The sequence below is a fragment of the Azonexus hydrophilus genome, from assembly GCF_905120355.1.
In the GTDB taxonomy this organism is placed as follows: domain Bacteria; phylum Pseudomonadota; class Gammaproteobacteria; order Burkholderiales; family Rhodocyclaceae; genus Azonexus.
The window spans coordinates 1-15666 of sequence record NZ_CAJHOB010000024.1 but is presented as its reverse complement, the minus strand read 5'-3'; the positions used below and the strand labels follow the sequence as shown (position 1 = coordinate 15666).

General features: G+C 59.4%; 14 protein-coding genes, 1 pseudogene and 1 riboswitch. Of the genes and pseudogenes, 8 read left to right on the top strand and 7 right to left on the bottom strand.

Features of this window, described 5'->3' with window-relative positions; all coding sequences use genetic code 11:
* Both JYJ39_RS13450 and JYJ39_RS13445 read left to right on the top strand, forming a co-directional pair.
* Positions 1–491, top strand: a 491-nt coding sequence (locus JYJ39_RS13450) for a DUF1348 family protein (protein ID WP_430622482.1), incomplete at its 5' end; no start/stop codon positions are given.
* A 35-nt stretch (positions 492–526) separates the two neighbouring features.
* Positions 527–1444, top strand: coding sequence for an HD-GYP domain-containing protein (locus tag JYJ39_RS13445; RefSeq protein ID WP_205205063.1), 918 nt, complete (start codon positions 527–529; stop codon positions 1442–1444).
* 528 nt (positions 1445–1972) lie between these two features.
* Here JYJ39_RS13445 and JYJ39_RS13440 read toward each other — a convergent pair.
* The 6 genes and pseudogenes from JYJ39_RS13440 to JYJ39_RS13415 form a co-directional block, all read right to left on the bottom strand.
* Positions 1973–2131, bottom strand: a complete 159-nt coding sequence (locus tag JYJ39_RS13440; RefSeq protein ID WP_240189664.1) for a hypothetical protein — start codon at positions 2129–2131, stop codon at positions 1973–1975.
* Positions 2132–2891: 760 nt separating this feature from the next.
* Positions 2892–4889, bottom strand: a complete 1998-nt coding sequence (locus JYJ39_RS13435) for a methyl-accepting chemotaxis protein (protein ID WP_205205061.1) — start codon at positions 4887–4889, stop codon at positions 2892–2894.
* Between the two features lie 44 nt (positions 4890–4933).
* Positions 4934–5254 (bottom strand): ATP-binding protein, encoded by a 321-nt coding sequence (locus JYJ39_RS14165; protein ID WP_205205067.1) that lies wholly within the window; start codon positions 5252–5254, stop codon positions 4934–4936.
* 656 nt (positions 5255–5910) lie between these two features.
* A pseudogene (locus tag JYJ39_RS13425) lies at positions 5911–6153 on the bottom strand (magnesium chelatase domain-containing protein); the annotation flags it as partial.
* Between the two features lie 3 nt (positions 6154–6156).
* Positions 6157–6423: an accessory factor UbiK family protein gene (locus JYJ39_RS13420; protein WP_205205056.1), complete on the bottom strand. Its 267-nt coding sequence runs from the start codon at positions 6421–6423 to the stop codon at positions 6157–6159.
* Positions 6424–6484: 61 nt separating this feature from the next.
* Positions 6485–7978: a cobyric acid synthase gene (locus tag JYJ39_RS13415; RefSeq protein WP_430622481.1), complete on the bottom strand. Its 1494-nt coding sequence runs from the start codon at positions 7976–7978 to the stop codon at positions 6485–6487.
* Positions 7979–8035: 57 nt separating this feature from the next.
* Here JYJ39_RS13415 and JYJ39_RS13410 point away from each other — a divergent pair, with 57 nt between their 5' ends.
* The 6 genes from JYJ39_RS13410 (at position 8036) to JYJ39_RS13385 (ending at position 15011) form a co-directional block, all read left to right on the top strand.
* Entirely contained in the window at positions 8036–9049 is a 1014-nt protein-coding gene (locus tag JYJ39_RS13410; RefSeq protein WP_205205054.1) for an NYN domain-containing protein, read from the top strand.
* Positions 9050–9104: 55 nt separating this feature from the next.
* A riboswitch (cobalamin riboswitch) is annotated at positions 9105–9293 on the top strand.
* A gap of 40 nt (positions 9294–9333) precedes the next feature.
* Positions 9334–10074 (top strand): 5,6-dimethylbenzimidazole synthase, encoded by a 741-nt coding sequence (bluB, locus tag JYJ39_RS13405; RefSeq protein ID WP_205205052.1) that lies wholly within the window; start codon positions 9334–9336, stop codon positions 10072–10074.
* A complete protein-coding gene (gene cbiB, locus JYJ39_RS13400; protein ID WP_205205047.1) occupies positions 10071–11030 on the top strand; it encodes an adenosylcobinamide-phosphate synthase CbiB in 960 nt (319 codons plus the stop codon). Before bluB ends, cbiB begins: the two co-directional genes overlap by 4 nt.
* On the top strand, positions 11023–12012 hold the full coding sequence (gene cobD / locus JYJ39_RS13395) for a threonine-phosphate decarboxylase CobD (protein ID WP_205205046.1): 990 nt from the start codon (positions 11023–11025) through the stop codon (positions 12010–12012). Before cbiB ends, cobD begins: the two co-directional genes overlap by 8 nt.
* The gene (locus JYJ39_RS13390) at positions 12009–12890 is read left to right on the top strand and encodes a cobalamin-binding protein (protein ID WP_205205038.1); all 882 of its coding nucleotides are present in this window, start codon (positions 12009–12011) and stop codon (positions 12888–12890) included. Before cobD ends, JYJ39_RS13390 begins: the two co-directional genes overlap by 4 nt.
* 18 nt (positions 12891–12908) lie before the next feature.
* On the top strand, positions 12909–15011 hold the full coding sequence (locus JYJ39_RS13385) for an EAL domain-containing protein (RefSeq protein WP_205205036.1): 2103 nt from the start codon (positions 12909–12911) through the stop codon (positions 15009–15011).
* A gap of 49 nt (positions 15012–15060) precedes the next feature.
* On the opposite strand, the gene JYJ39_RS13380 is transcribed toward JYJ39_RS13385, so the two are convergent.
* Complete coding sequence (locus JYJ39_RS13380; RefSeq protein WP_205205027.1) at positions 15061–15540, bottom strand: hypothetical protein; 480 nt, start codon at positions 15538–15540, stop codon at positions 15061–15063.
* Positions 15541–15666 lie beyond the last annotated feature (126 nt).

Here is a 15666-nt window from a genome sequence, read left to right as displayed (position 1 = left end):
GCAAAACAGATAGCCGCTTAACCCGTTGGACTCTACGGTTGACGACCTACCTCACTGAAGAATCAGCCAAGAAGAAAGTCCGCATGGCCGAGGACGCCTGGAATACCCGCGATCCCGATCGGGTGGTGTTGGTTTATACCGACGAGACCCGTTGGCGCAACCGCGCCGAATTTCCTGTCGGTCGTGACCAAGTTCATCAGTTCCTCACCCGCAAATGGGCGAAAGAGCAGGAATACCGGTTGATTAAAGAATTATGGGCCTGCGCCGGCAATCGCATCGGTGTGCGCTTTGCCTATGAATGGCACGACGATTCCGGTCAGTGGTTCCGCTCCTATGGCAACGAGAACTGGGCGTTCAACGACTATGGGTTCATGCAGCAGCGGTTCGCCAGCATCAATGATCTTCCCATCAAAGCCGCTGACCGCAAGTTCTTCTGGCCGCTGGGCCGGCGTCCGGACGACCATCCGGGCCTCAGCGATCTGGATTTGTAGTTCGCACTGATACGCCTTTCATTGGATACCATATCATGACCCCAAGCGCTATCGTCACAACCGAAATCAACGCCGACGCGATTGGCATCGCCTTGCAACAACACCAGCAGGCCATCCTTGCCAGCTTGCTGGTTTCTGCATGGATGGTCGAGGCACGCGATCCCTATACGGGCGGCCATCTGTGGAGAGTCTCCCAGTTCGCAATGATTCTTGCCCGAAAGGCCGGTCTTCCCGAAGCGGAAGTACAGCGTATCGCGGTAGCCGGGTTTCTCCATGATTTGGGCAAGATCGGCATACCGGACGCCATTCTGGGAAAGCCCGGTGGGCTGACCGAGGAGGAATACGACGTGATCAAGACCCATCCTCGCATTGGCAGCCGTATGTTGGCAGGCCATCCTCTGGCATCGCTGGTGGATGCGGCGGTGCTGATGCATCACGAGATGCCGAATGGCAAAGGTTACCCGCTTGGCCTCAGCGGAAATGATATTCCCATCGACGCTCGCATCATCGGTGTCTGTGATGCTTTTGACGCGATGACCAGTGCGCGGCCTTACCGTAAGGGAATGGCGCGGGAACAGGCGCAGCGCATTATTGATAATAGTCTCGGTCAACAATTCGACGAGACCTTCGGGCGACTGCTAATCGAAATCGGTGATGCCGGCGAACTGGATCACGTTATCGCGCATTCGGATGAAGGCATCCCCCTTTTGGCCTGCCACGTTTGTGGTCCAACGATCGTCCGCCGTAGCGACCAACATGCTGGCAGCCAACTTGCCTGCCCGAGCTGCCAAGGCGCATTTGAGTTGGGGACCGATGACCAAGCTAATTTCCTCAACCGCAGGGCTACGCCACATGAATTGGAAGTCGTTCCTGATAGAAGCGTGATCAATGCCCTTGTTAGCGACTGGGCCAGGAAGTACGAGATGTCGACTCGTCCCGAAGTGGTTGCTTAGCCACCACGCTATCTGGGGTAATGGTCGCCCTTGACTGCTGCACGAGGGAAAGCATGCTGCTGCAAGTGTCTAAGTTTAAGAACACCTGCGTTAGCTCGTTCAGCGTTGAAGACAAACTCGGCGGCCGTTGTACTCGGTAAGCAGACGCTCGCCAAGCCAAGTTCGTGGCATTTCATTTGGCATAGTTTTGAATGGCTGTTCAGAGTTTTGAATGTCCGCAGTCAGTCTAGAACCGCCGTTGGCGCCAGAGAACCCAGCGGCCGCTAATGGCCGGTGGCTGAAGTACAGGGCAGCGCGGCCAACGGCTGGTCCAGGCCGGAAACCCGCCGTTCAGGAAAGAAACTGGATTCCGGTTCGTGAAAGGACGCTTTTGCTTTTCGTGACCAACCGGCGACCGGCAGCTTCCATTTCTTGCCAGTGACTCCTTAGGGCACTTATGCTGACCTCTCGATTATGTAGATTAAGGATACGAAACGAGTGCTAATCGCTGTTGACGAGCGGCGGGCGCGCGTTTCGCGGTCCGCATAATCACAGCGCGTTCGATAAATCGATCAGCGAGTCTGGTGCCCGGTAGCGCTGGATTTTGGCATCGCGTTCGTGAAGCCTGGCCAAGGTGCGCGCCTTCATTGCTAGATCAGCGTCGACGTAACGATGGGTGGTTACGGTCTCCTGAAGTTGAATCATCACTTCAGGAGACCGCAGAATTATGTCGACCTTGCTGTCATCTCAACACCTGAAAACAGCCCAGCAGCAAGGCTTTGGCAGCTTGGCGCTCAGACCATTCCACATAATCGAGAGGTCAGCATAAGTGCCCTTATGTGGAGTTCTACATAAGGGCACTCAAGAGACCGTCGGGCACCATGACGGTGGCTTAGCGTAAGATAATCTCCGAATTCTGTGCCTGCATCAATGACAAAAGCTTAACTGCTTTTTCCGTTCCGCTGCACCCCAAACCCCGGTTTGGGGAAGCGAAACGTCAACAGCCGCTTTCCGGCTGCGAAATTGACAAGGGGAACGGCGTGTCCCGACCCTCAAGAGACCTTTGTCGCTCGGGCGCAGCGACGGTAGCTTACTGAGTGGAGCAGACGTTCAGGGCGTTTGCTGAACGAGAACTCCTCGGCCATTGCTGCCGTTGAACCTGAGGTGAAACTCGGTCGGCAACGTGGCGGTCAACGGCCATTCAGCCCCCAAGGCGGGCCAATGACCGCTCACCAATTCCGGCTACAGCCGGACCCGACCCTATGCGGTCTGTCGAGCTTTCATAAGCAGACAGTCGGGAGCGTCACGCGCAGGAGACGCGAACCGCCAAGTGCTACTGTTAAGCTTCCGCTAAACGGGCCGACGAACGGCTGCTCCACAGGAACTGACGGACGCAACACAGGACTCGTGGCCAAAGCTGACGTTGAAGCAATGTCAGCACAGAAAGCCTACGCCGCACCACACTCGGTTATCTGATCTGAAACCGTGATGCTGACTGGCGCAAGGCTTCGGAGAGCATCTGGAGCTGATCCGCTGAAGACACGACGTCACATATCGCGGAATGGTTCCGCTCCGACATCTGCGCGATGTTTTCGACACTCTTGGCGATCTCATTATTCGCATAGCTTTGCTCGCGAAGCGAGGTGGAAATGCCATCGATTGCTGCCAGAACATTGTCGGTGCTGCCATGAATAGTCGCCATGGAATTCCCCGTATTTCCAACGAGTTCCATGCCCTCATTGACCATAACAGTTCCTTGCACCATGCTTTCCACCGCCTGCATCGTACCGGTCCGAATCGTTTCGATCATGGCGGCGATGTCCTGGGTGGACAGTTTGGTGCGTTCGGCCAGCTTTCGCACTTCGTCTGCGACCACGGCAAATCCACGCCCCTGTTCGCCGGCCCGAGCAGCTTCAATGGCTGCATTGAGCGCCAGTAGATTGGTCTGATCGGCAATCTCCTTGATGACATTGACAATATCTGCAATCTTGTGGGATTGCTCGTCAAGCGTTTTCATGAAAACCGATGACTGATTGACGTTATCGACAATCTTGTTCATTTCAGCGACCGTTTTCTGGGCAAACAGCTCCCCTTCTTCGGCCATCTGCTTTGAATCAATTGCACTCTTGTTTACGTCCGCCGTATTGTCCGATATGTGGCCGATGCTGACCGTCATCTCTTCGACCGTCGCCGCGACAGCCGCTGCGGCATCTGTCTGCTGGTTAGTTGCCTCCTGCACTTGATGCGATAAGGCCGACAATTGCTTGGCGAAACCAGCCAGTTGAACCGTCGCTACGACGATTTGTTCGACCATTTCACGCAACCCGTCCTGCATCGACTTCATAGAAGCCAGAAGGCTTGTCGTATCGTTGGACTGGAGGTTGATCGTTGCCGACAGATCGCCGTTGGCTATTCTCCGGGCAACCCCGGAGGCGTACTCGGGCTCTCCACCCAACGTTTCTAGCAGGTTGCGGACAATGGCAAAGCAAATCCACAGGGTCAGGCCGACAGCTACTAGAAGCAGGCTAGCGTACGAAACGAATGCATCACGATCTGCATCCATATTCGCGTGGATTTCCTGCTGGATATCCTTTGTGTAGCTTTCCTCGACCGTCCTCAGCAGGTCAATTTTTGCAGTGATTTTGGCAAACCAGTCCTCCGGGGAATAGACCAGCTCGGCATTTGCACCCTTGTCCTTGACCATCTGTTCGATGGTGCCCACTTCCTTGAAAATCGGCTCGGCTAGCTTGGCACGCAGTAGTTTTTCCTGATCCGGCGTGGCGTACCCGATGGCCAGGCGCAAATAGGTGGCCTGATCGTTGATCAGACTCTGAAAAGTGCTGAATTGTTCAGAAGTCAGGCGCCCGGCGCTGAAGCCGCCGGTTACCAATGCCCGCTCCTGACCGTTGCGTTCCTTCAAGAACAATACTGCCTGTTTGGCATTCGACAGGCGTGACAGTTTCGATGACGGCATCTGGTTTCCGGTACGCAGCGCCATTTCCAGTAACTGCGAAATCGTCTCGCTGTAGAAGCGGAAGGACTCACCGGGTTCAAGCGAGAGACGTGTTATCTGTTCGCGCTTTTTTACGAGGTCGGCCAAAGGTTCGTTCGCAGCTTCCAGAAGTTTGATATAGCGCGGCCCGACAATGGACGCATCGATACGCCGGATGCTTTCATTCAGGCGCAAGATGGCTGAATCGGATTGTTTGCGTTGCGCAGTGAGGTTCTCCGCAAATTTGTTACCATTGCTGTTGAGGAAGCCGGAGCTCATGCCCCGTTCATTCTGGAGTTCATGCGCCGTTTCACCCAACTCGACGACCAGGCTGACCAGAGATTCTGCCTGAACACGAGACTGATAATCTGAGTACTTGTTCCAGGCACCGGTTACACCAAGGATTAGCATGGCAGCAATCGGCACGGTAGCGATAAGTAACAATCGACTTTTCAGACTCATTTTTTCAAACATTTAAGCCCCTCTAACATAGGTTGTATATCGATCAAGACTCAGACCTAACGGTTTTTTCCTAATCTAGCGGTAAACCAGAAGGTGCTACCCTGACCGGGGTTACTCTCACATCCAGCGCCCCCCATCAATTCGTCCAGCTTCTTGGTGATCACCAAACCGAGACCGGTTCCACCGTATTTACGTGTTGTGCTGTTATCCGCCTGCTCAAAAGCCTGGAATAACTTGTCCGCCACCCCCGGTTCGATGCCGATACCCGTAAGTTCGCGCTGAAACTCGGCTTGGCCGTAGAACCCGGCACTAGCCAGCACGAGCAGAGCCACAGGCAGGAAAAAACGAAAAAATTGACGCAGCAATCCACTCTTCATCACGGCCGAGCATCCATTCCAAATGATGGTCCAATCTTACCCGATGACCTCATGTTACAGATTTTATGGCCGATCAGGGTTCTATTGACGTAATTCAGGCTGAGGAGAAACGGCGATCCTCCGTCCCCGACCAAACCTGTCGCTTAGCCCACAAGGTGATGAAGGTATTTTGTGGGTCGGGTCCTGTTGTAGCGCATAAAGAGAAGTAGACGTAGAGCACAGTTTACCCGGCTACGGCCGTTGACCGTCGGGTTACTGCCGTTGACGGTCACCTACCCCAACGGCAGCAGTGGCCGAGTTGTGTGAATTGCCCCAGCGGCAGGTTTTGGAGTTCAGCAGTCGTTGAGATGTCCGGTGTCTGGCGCCCCCGACTTTCCGCTTCTGGCCGGTAGCGTAAGGTCGTCAACGGCAGCTTTATGGCAGTACAGTTCGAAAAACCTCGGTTTGGCTGACTGGCAGCAATCGGGAAATCGCTATGGCAACTTTGGGTCGATTGCCGACCCTCGTACTAATGTGACTGGTTGTGAGAAAGTGTCAGTTGACCACTTGCTGGAAACACGATTCTTCACTATAAAGCAAGTGCCTGTTGCGCTTGCTAAGCGGTTTTAGCCCACTGCTATCGCGTTTTGGGATACTCGGCAAGTGTTGCGCGTCGTATACTGATCGGATTCTTTGGGTAGATCAGCGGGGGCCAGATTGACGGTGAGCCGGCGATTGGGAAATTCAAAACCTGAATTGAGGATGGCGGCGCGCACCCGATCGCGCGCTTCGCGTACCTCGGTATCGGGCAGGCCAACCAGGGTGAGGCCAGGCAAGCCGTTGGCGGCGTGTACTTCGACCGTGATCAGCGGGGCTTCCAGCCCCTCCAGGCCGCGACTTAAAGCAACGGCCAGGGTCATGTCTCAGGCGTGTTCGGAGTTGCCAGCCCGGGCTGCGGATTGCGCTTGTTCCAGAGCCTCGACGCGGGCTTCCAGCTGCTGCAGGCGTTCGCGGGTGCGGCGCAGCAATTCGGCCTGCACATCGAATTCTTCGCGCGTCACTACGTCCAGCTTGCCGATCAGGCCGCTGACCATGGCCTTGGCGTTCTTTTCGATATCGCGTGCCGGCGAATTGGCGAGCAGGGCACTCATGCGGTTACCGAAATCTTCCAGAATCTTGGGGTCGAACATGGGTTTATCTCCGGTGATGGTTCAGTCTAACACAGCGTCAGTGGCGAAATATGCGTATGTTCTATATTGGCAGATAGGGGCGTAGCGCTTCCAGATCAAGCGCCTGCTCGACGGCGTCCGCCAGACGCTCGAGATCGGCGCTGCGCCGAGCGGCGATGTCCACGCGCTCCGTGGCACCCGCGCCCGCCCAGGCCAACAGGGCTGTGAGCGCGGCCGGATGGTCGAACAGACCGTGGCAGTAAGTGGCAAGAATCTGGCCATCGGCTGACTGGGCGCCGTCGTGGCGACCATCGGAGAACTGCAGTGCCGGCTGCAATTGCGCGGTGCTGTGGCTGACCCCCTGGTGAATCTCATAGCCGGTGACGGTGGGCCTGCCTGGCAGACACAGTTCGCCACGGACGTTATGCAATTGCTTGTCGGCCGCCAGCGTGGTGTGTACGGGGAGATAACCGAGGCCGGGGCAACTGCCTGGGGGGCCCTCCAGACCAAGCGGGTCGGCAATGCAGGTGCCCAGCATCTGGTAGCCGCCACACAGACCGATCAGCTTGCCACCGTAACGCAGGTGGTGGGCAATGGCGCTGTCCCAACCCTGCGCGCGCAGCCATTCGAGGTCGGCGCGGACCGCCTTGGAGCCGGGTAGCACGATCAGGTCGGCGGCGGGCAGTGTTTGACCCGGGCCGACCCAGGAAAAGTCGACCTGCGGGTGCAGGCGCAGCGCGTCGAGATCGTTGTGATTGGAGGTGCGCGGATAGGCGAGGGCAATCGCCTTGAGGCGTGGCGGCGATTTGTTTCCCAGATCGTTGTGGGCAATCGCATCTTCGGCATCGAGCACAAGGCCGTGCAGGTAGGGCAATACGCCCAGCACCGGCTTGCCGGTGCGCTCGGCCAACCAGTCCAACCCGGATTGCAGGAGACTGATATCGCCGCGGAAGCGGTTGATGACAAAACCCACGACGCGATTTCGCTCAGACGGAGAGAGCAGCTCCAGCGTGCCGACCAGATGGGCGAAGACGCCGCCACGATCGATGTCGGCAACAAGAATCACCGGACAGTCGACAGCTTCGGCAAAACCCATGTTGGCAATGTCGCGGGCGCGTAGATTGATTTCCGCCGGCGATCCGGCACCTTCGACCAGCACGCAGTCGTAGCGGCTTGTCAGTCGTTGCCACGACTCGAGAACAGCGGTCATGGCCCGCGGCTTGTAGTCGTGGTAAGCCCGCGCATCGAGATCAAGCGCGGCCTTGCCATGGATGATGACTTGCGCTTTGCGGTCGGTCGTCGGTTTGAGCAGGACGGGATTGAAATCGATCTGCGGCTCCAGCCCGCACGCCCATGCCTGCACAGCTTGTGCTCGACCAATCTCGCCGCCATCGACAGTGACCGCAGAATTGAGCGCCATGTTTTGCGGTTTGAACGGCGCCACCCGCACTCCCCGGCGCGCCAGTATCCGGCACAGCGCCGCCACCACCGTCGATTTGCCGGCATCGGAGGTGGTGCCTTGCACCATCAGGGTGTTAGAGATCATCGGGAAGGCGCTCGCGGAAAAAGCCGACATTATCGCTGCGGGATGCTTCTGGCAAAATATGGAACTCACAATTGAACGGCGTCAATCATGAAAGATGAACTGCCTAATTTTGCTTTGTTGATTGATGCGGATAACGATACGCCGGAAATAATTGCGCCTGTGATCGAGGAAATCACCCGTGACGCCCGCTTGTCGGTACGTCGGGTTTACGGTGATTTCACTTCGCCGAATCTGGCGAAATGGCGTGAAGTGCTGGCTAATCATGGCATTCAGCCGGTTCAGCAGTACCGTAATTCAGTGGGTAAGAACGCTACCGACAGTGCGCTGATCATCGACGCAATGGATTTGTTGCATGGTGGTCGCCTGGACGGTTTTTGTCTGGTCAGCAGTGATGGAGACTTTACCCGTCTGGCGACGAGAATCCGAGAGGATGGTCTCAGCGTTTTCGGCTTCGGCAGAAAGCATGCACCCAAGGCTTTTGTCAGTGCCTGCGAGCGCTATACCTATGTGGAAAACCTCGGTGTGGCGCCAGTTGTCGAGGAAAAGGTTTCTGCAGTGCCTGCGCCTGTTGCAGGGCCAAAGCAGGGGGCCGAAGTGGCGAAACCGCGTCCGGTGGAGTCTGGGGTTTCTGAAAAAAACAAGTTGAAGAATTTGTTGCTGCGCGCCTACACCAATGTGGCCGATGACGACGGCTGGGCGCTGGTTTCACGCATTGCACTGTATCTGCGCGCCAATCATAGCGACTTTGATCCGCGAAGTTTCGGTGCCACAAATTTTGTCAAATTGCTGGAAAGTGGCGGCGGTTTCGATCTGAAACAACGCAAGCAGGGCAACGGCACGGCACATTTCTGTCGCCCTGCCAAACGCCCCATGAGTCCGGTTTACCTGGATGCCTTGCGTAGCGCAGTCACTGAGCGTAAAGGTGAGGATGGCTGGACCAGTCTGGCAGCAATAGGTGCCTATCTTCGGGAGCATGGAAGAAAACTGGAGGAATCGGGGTGCTCAACACTGACCGAGGCTCTGCATTCATGTGGCCTGTTCGATATTCGTGACGCGGGGGGCGTGCACAAGGATTTTCGCCTCGGCAAGAAAACCGGCTGAGGAGTTGCTTGCCCGCATGTCGAACGTCCTTTAGCATCGCCCCTCCCGGAAAATTTCCGGGGTTTTGTCTCACGGTGCCTGCTGGCGTGGAAAGTCGGCGGGAGAATCGGGAAGGCGGTGCAAATCCGCCACGTGCCCAGCGCTGTAAGGATGACGGGCGATGCGACAGGCCACTGCTGCGGCGGGAAGGTGCATCGCCGGGATGATTCCAAGTCAGAAGACCGGCCGGGAGACGTCACAGGGCGCCGTGGACGGGCGCTTGCGCGTTTCCAGAAGGGGAATCCATGGAAAATCAGTACGCTCTTGCCGCTGCCGAACGGGCCGCCGTTTACAAGACAATTTTTACTCGGCGGGATGTGCGCGGGCAGTTTTTACCGCAACCGGTGCCCGATGAAGTGCTGGCGCGCATCCTGCTGGCGGCGCACCACGCGCCCTCGGTCGGTTTTATGCAGCCATGGAATTTTCTGCTGGTGCGATCGCCCGAGGTGAAGGCGCAGGTGCATGCCGTGTTCAGCAAGGCGCATGCGGAGGCGGCACTGATGTTTGCCGATGAGAAACGCGATGCGTATCAGCGTTTGAAGCTGGAGGGCATTCTCGAGGCGCCGATCAATCTGTGCATTACCTGCGACCGTTCGCGTAGTGGGCCGGTGGTGCTCGGACGCACGCACATGAAAACCATGGATCTTTATTCCAGCGTCTGTGCGGTGCAGAACCTGTGGCTGGCGGCACGGGCAGAAGGCCTGGGGGTGGGCTGGGTCAGCATTTTCGATCAGGCGCAACTGCAGGCGGCGCTGGCGATACCGTCCGACATCGTACCGATCGCTTATCTATGCATAGGCTACGTCAGTCACTTCCAGACCCGACCGGAGCTGGAAACGAGCGGCTGGTTACCACGTCTGCCGCTTGCCGATCTGCTCTATTACGATCAATGGGGGCAGGCGGACAGCGCGCAGACCGAGGCGCTGACGCAAAATGTGGTGGCATTGCAGTCGGCACTGCAGACGCAGGATAGCTATCCAAAATGAATGCCGTGCCGCCTTTCATCCAGGAAGCCGCCCTGAGCTTTTCCCTGCCGCTGGCGGCGCTTGCAGCCGTGTTGCTTGATCGCTGGCTGGGCGAGGTGCGCCGCTGGCATCCACTGGTGGGTTTTGGCAATCTGGCCGCATGGATGGAGGCACGGACCAATCGGCGCACGGTGTGGGCGGGTGTATTTGCCTGGAGCCTGATTGTGCTGCCCGGTGTTGTTTTGCTGGTTTATCTGCAACAGATGTTGCCGGCGCCGGTGACCTGGCTGCTTGAGGTACTACTGCTGTATTTTTGCCTGGGCGCGCGCAGTCTGCTCGAACATGCGAGTGCCATTGCCGCGCCCCTGCAGGCTGGTGATTTGCTGGAAGCCCGGCGGCGGGTTGGCTGGATCGTTTCACGTGAAACGGACGCGCTCGATGCAGACGGCGTGGCCCGGGCGGCGGTGGAGTCGGTGCTGGAAAACGGCAACGATGCGATATTTGCGGCGCTGTTCTGGTTTGCCGTGGCCGGGGCGCCGGGCGTGGTGCTCTACCGCCTGGCCAATACCCTGGACGCGATGTGGGGTTACCGGAACGAGCGGTTCAATGCGTTCGGACGCTGTGCCGCGCGGGTCGATGACGTATTGAACTGGCTGCCGGCGCGTTTGACTGCGCTGACCTATGCCCTGCTTGGCCATACCCGGCAAGCGCTGGCCTGCTGGCGTCAGCAGGCGCCCAGTTGGGATAGCCCGAATGCGGGTCCGGTGATGGCGGCCGGAGCGGGGAGTCTGGGTGTGGCCTGTGGTGGGGCAGCGATTTACCACGGCCGTGTGGAAGTCAGGCCGCAGCTTGGTTGGGGCAGTCCGCCGCAGGCCGAGGATGTGCGCCGTGCTTGCCGGCTGGTGATGGCGACTTTGTGGGTATGGTTGGCGGTTCTGTGTGTACTGGCGGGCCTGGGGGAGGTGTGGCGTGCTTGAACATGGCGGAAGATTGCGGGCCGCTGCGCTGCGCTATGGCATTGCGCAAGAGGCGTGGCTGGATTTATCCACGGGCATCAATCCCCAGGGTTGGCCGGTGCCGGCGCTGCCGGCAGCAGTATGGCAGCGTCTGCCGGAAGAGGATGACGGGCTGGAAGCGGCGGCGGCGGACTACTACGGTAATGCCAGCTTGCTGCCCTTGCCGGGTTCGCAGGCGGCCATTCAGACCTTGCCTTCGTTACTGCCACGCGCCAGCGTGGCCTGCCTGGGGCCGGTGTATAACGAGCATCCACAGGCTTGGCAGCGCGCAGGGCATCGTCTGCGTCTGCTGCGCGATGCGCCGCTGAGTCGGGCCTTGCTGGCGGCGACACCGTATGTCCTGCTGTGCAATCCGAATAATCCGACAGCACAGCCGCAGTCGCGCCCGGCCTTGCTGGCGGCGGCAGAAGAACTGGCCGCCCGCGGCGGTTGGTTGATTGTGGATGAGGCCTTCATCGATCCGACACCGGAAGATAGTCTGGCGCCGCTGGCCGGAACGGCGGCCGCACCAAATCTGATTGTGCTGCGCTCGCTGGGCAAGTTTTTTGGTCTGGCCGGGATTCGCGTGGGCTTCATTTTTGCGTCCGCGCAGATACGCCAGCAGCTGGCTGAGCGCCTGGGGCCGTGGGCAGTGGCCGGACCTTCGCGGGCTGTGGCCCGGCTGGCTTTGCAGGATGCAGTCTGGCAGGAGGCCGCACGGACGGCGTTGCAGGCACAGAGTGCACGCCTGAACGCCTTGTTGGCGCCGCTGGGGCCGACACGTGCGACGGCCCTGTTTGTGACCCTGCAAACGGAGAAAGCGGCGGCGTTGTACGAATTCTTTGCCCACCGTGCCATTCTGACGCGCCATTACGCGCCGGAGCCCTTGTTGCGTTTCGGGTTGCCGGCCGATGAAGCGGGGTGGCAACAGCTGGCGGCGGCAATTGCCGCCTGGCACCCATGAGACAGCACTGGTGGGCCTTTTTTCTGCTGGCGTTGTTCGCTACGCCGGTTCAGGCTGGGCGTACGCTGACCGACGATAGCGGGCGTACGGTGCAATTACCCGGCCCGGCGCAACGGATCGTGGCGTTGGCGCCGCACATCACCGAGGTGCTGTACACGGCGGGCGCGGGGGACAAGATCGTCGGTACGGTCGACTATAGTGATTACCCGCCCGCCGCGCGCCGGATACCGCGGGTCGGTGGCTACTCGCGCATTGATCTGGAAGCGGTGCTGGCCTTGCGCCCGGACCTGGTGATTGTCTGGGAAAGCGGCAACAACATGGCGCAGGCAGACAAACTGCGCGCCCTGGGGTTGCCGGTGTATGTCTCGCAGCCCAATCGTCTTGCCGACATCGCCCGTCAGATCGAGCGCTACGGGGAACTGGCCGGCACTGAAGTCACGGCGCGCCCCGCGGCGCAGGCATTTCGCCAGCGTCTGAATGCATTGCAGGCGGCCCACCAGGGCAAGCCGAAAGTGCGTGTTTTCTACCAGGTGTGGAAGGCGCCGCTGATTACTGTCGGCAAGGCGCAAATCATCAGCGATGCCATGCACGTCTGTGGCGGGTCAAACATCTTTGACGCACTGACTTCCATGGCGCCGCGCGTCAGTCTGGAAGCGGTCATTGCGGCCGATCCGGAGGTCATCATCGCCACTGGCATGGCCGAAGGACGCCCGGAGTGGCTGAGCGACTGGGAAAAGTGGCCGCGGCTCACCGCCGTGGCGCGCGACAATCTATTCCATATCAACCCTGACATCATGCAACGTCACTCTGCCCGCATCCTCGACGGTACCGAGCGTCTGTGCGAGCATCTGGATACGGCGCGTCGCCGTCGCCCCTGATCCCCACTCCCACCATTGATGATTTCTCTCAGCCTGCGCCAGAAACTGCTCGTTCTTACTCTGCTGCCCAGCGCGCTGCTGACCATCTTGCTGGTCAGCTATTTTTCACTGACCGGCCTGGATGTGCTGGAAGAGCAGATTCAGAGCAAGGGGGTGTCCATCGTGCGCTACCTGGCGCCGATCAGCGAATACGCCATCATTACCGGGCAGCGTGACAGCATGCAGGGGCTGGCGCGGGCAGCCGGAGCAGAGCCAGGGGTCAAGGGGGTGCTCATCGTCGATGCCAGGGGACGCACGCTGGCCGCCAGCGGCCGGATTTCCCTGACGGCAGATCTGCTGCAGCAACCGATCGCAGGCCCGGTCCTGGTGGCCGACCACCCGCAGTGGCTGGCTTTTGCAGCTCCCGTCGTGCGCAGTACCGATGACAGCATGCCGCCTTTGGATCTGCCGGGTTTTGTTGCTGCCGATGCACGCGAGGTCATTGGCAAGGTATTCATCGAACTGGATAAGAAGCCGATCAGTGAGCGGCGCCAGATCCTGCTGGTGCATGGATTGCTGGCATTGCTTCTGGTGCTTTTCGTCATGAGCCTGCTGTCGACATTGCTGGCACGGCAGATCGTGCATCCCTTGCAGCGTCTGGTTCGCGCGGTACGCGCGATCTCTTCCGGGCAGTGGACGACCCGGGTACAGGCGGATTCGGGTGGTGAGCTGGGCGTGCTCGAAGCGGGGTTCAACGAAATGGCCGAGCATGCGGCAGAGGCCCGGCGGGCGTTGCAGACGCGCATCGAGGAGGCGACGGCGCAATTGGTGTTTCAGGCCCGCCACGACCCGCTGACCGGCTTGGTGAACCGGCGCGAGTTCGAAGAGTGTCTGCAACGGGCGCTGACCGCCATGCTTACTGGCGGCGATCAGTTCTGCCTGCTGCAGATCAATATCGGACGCTTGAAAAGCGTCAACGAAAGCTGTGGTTACCGAGCAGGTGACGAATTGTTGCGGCAGATCGCACAGCTCCTGGCGCGACAGTTGCGGCCGCAGGATTGTCTGGGTCGCCTGGGTGGCGACGAGTTCGGCATCATTCTCGCTGCGGCGACGGCGCCGCGTGCCCGCCAGGTCGCGCACGAGCTCTGCAAGCTGGTCGCGGCGTATCGTTTCATCTGGCAGGACAAGATCTTTGCGGTCAGCATCCGGGTGGGATTGACCCCGGCCGTTGCGTCGGTGCGCAACGCTCAGGACATGCTGATCCGCAGTGATGCGGCCTGTCTGGAAGCCCGCCAATTAGGTGATGGCGGGGTCCGTGAAAGCCCGAGCGAAACGCAGGAAGAGGAGAATCGCCGTCCCCCGCTGCTGTGGAGCGAGCACCTGGGGCAGGCATTGGCTGCAGGCCAGCTGCGGATAGAGGCCGCCCCCATTCACGACCTGCGGCGTAATGCGCCGGCCGTGAAGTTGTGTTTACTCAGCTTGCGTCTGCAGTCGATGCAGGATTCGCTGCCGTATCAGATGCTGATCGATGCCGCGGAGCGGCAAGGGGTGGCACAGGCTTACGACCACCATCTGTTGGCAGCGGCGATTGATCTGCTGGCGCGCAGCCAGAACTCACCGGCGCGGCTATGTTGTCTGGTACCGGTGTCGGCCAAGGTACTGGAAACGGCCGACACACTCGAGTTTGTACGCAGCCGTCTGGTGGCGCAGGGTGTACGCGGGCAGGGCCTGTGCTTTCTTTTCGATGAGGCTCTGGCCAGTGCGCACACCAGCCGGCTCATGGCGTTTGCGCAACAGGTCCGGGCGCTCGGGTGCCAGATCGCGCTCGGGCGTTTTGGTGCCGGCAGTACCTCATTTGCCCTGCTGCATACGCTGGTGCCGAGCTACATTCAGATCAGCCCCAGCCTGACGCGTAGCTTGCCAGGAACGAATTCCTTGACCGCCCTGCTCCGGGCCATCCTGGATATCACGGCAGAACATGGCGTGCCGGCCATTGCCGGCGATGTCGCGGATGTGCCGACGCTGGAAACACTGGCTGAACAAGGCATTGCCTATGCCTACGGTCCGGCGATTGCGCCACGTGAGCCGCATCTGGCCTGGTTTGAGGGTGTCGTCATGCGCGGCCAGGTAGTGCCGGACTGAGTCTCGCGGACAAATGCTGTATCCGCCGTGCTGGCGCCAGGTGAAACGTTCAGTTGCCGGCGGCTGGATTGCCGGACAGTTTTTGAGCGTTCTCCCAGGCCTCGGCGGAACAGGCAGAGTGTTCGCTGATGATGGCACCGTGGCGTTCGCTGGCGACCAGGCACAGGGAGAGTCCGGCCGAGTCAATCTGGCTGACGCCGGAAAGATCGATATGGTCGATGCCGACGCGGGTGAGGGCGTGCATGAAATCGTTGCGCAGCGAACCGTTCAGGCCACCGCTGATGCGCATGACCTTGCGCCCGCCGAGATCGTGCACCGACAGCGCCGATGCGATACCGCTGACCAGCGCGTCGCGCATGGCATCCTCGATCAGTACCGGGTTGATCAGGCCGCTGCGGAAGCGAGCGCCGTAGAGGTCGCCCAGGCAATTCAGCACGCTGACCGAAACATCGGCGATGGGCGAGCCGCACAGGGAAAATTCGCAGCCCGCGACACCGTGTGCGGTGAGCGGCAGGTCCGTGCGCAGCATGAGACCGGAAATCGACAGATTTTCCAGTGAGCCTTCCGTGATCCGCCCGGCAAAACCGATACGTACACGCGGTGAGGTAGGTCGTCAACCGTAGAGTCCAACGGGTTAAGCGGCTATCTGTTTTGC

Bases quoted from the DNA above. Each gene is read 5' to 3' on its own strand.
- JYJ39_RS13420 (WP_205205056.1), bottom strand. From the start codon at position 6,423: ATGTTCGACCCCAAGATTCTGGAAGATTTCGGTAACCGCATGAGTGCC.
- cbiB (WP_205205047.1), top strand. From the start codon at position 10,071: ATGAATGCCGTGCCGCCTTTCATCCAGGAAGCCGCCCTGAGCTTTTCC.
- JYJ39_RS13435 (WP_205205061.1), bottom strand. From the start codon at position 4,889: ATGTTTGAAAAAATGAGTCTGAAAAGTCGATTGTTACTTATCGCTACC.
- JYJ39_RS13415 (WP_430622481.1), bottom strand. From the start codon at position 7,978: ATGTCGGCTTTTTCCGCGAGCGCCTTCCCGATGATCTCTAACACCCTG.
- JYJ39_RS13445 (WP_205205063.1), top strand. From the start codon at position 527: ATGACCCCAAGCGCTATCGTCACAACCGAAATCAACGCCGACGCGATT.
- JYJ39_RS13390 (WP_205205038.1), top strand. From the start codon at position 12,009: ATGAGACAGCACTGGTGGGCCTTTTTTCTGCTGGCGTTGTTCGCTACG.
- JYJ39_RS13410 (WP_205205054.1), top strand. From the start codon at position 8,036: ATGAAAGATGAACTGCCTAATTTTGCTTTGTTGATTGATGCGGATAAC.
- bluB (WP_205205052.1), top strand. From the start codon at position 9,334: ATGGAAAATCAGTACGCTCTTGCCGCTGCCGAACGGGCCGCCGTTTAC.
- JYJ39_RS14165 (WP_205205067.1), bottom strand. From the start codon at position 5,254: ATGAAGAGTGGATTGCTGCGTCAATTTTTTCGTTTTTTCCTGCCTGTG.
- JYJ39_RS13380 (WP_205205027.1), bottom strand. From the start codon at position 15,540: ATGCTGCGCACGGACCTGCCGCTCACCGCACACGGTGTCGCGGGCTGC.
- JYJ39_RS13385 (WP_205205036.1), top strand. From the start codon at position 12,909: ATGATTTCTCTCAGCCTGCGCCAGAAACTGCTCGTTCTTACTCTGCTG.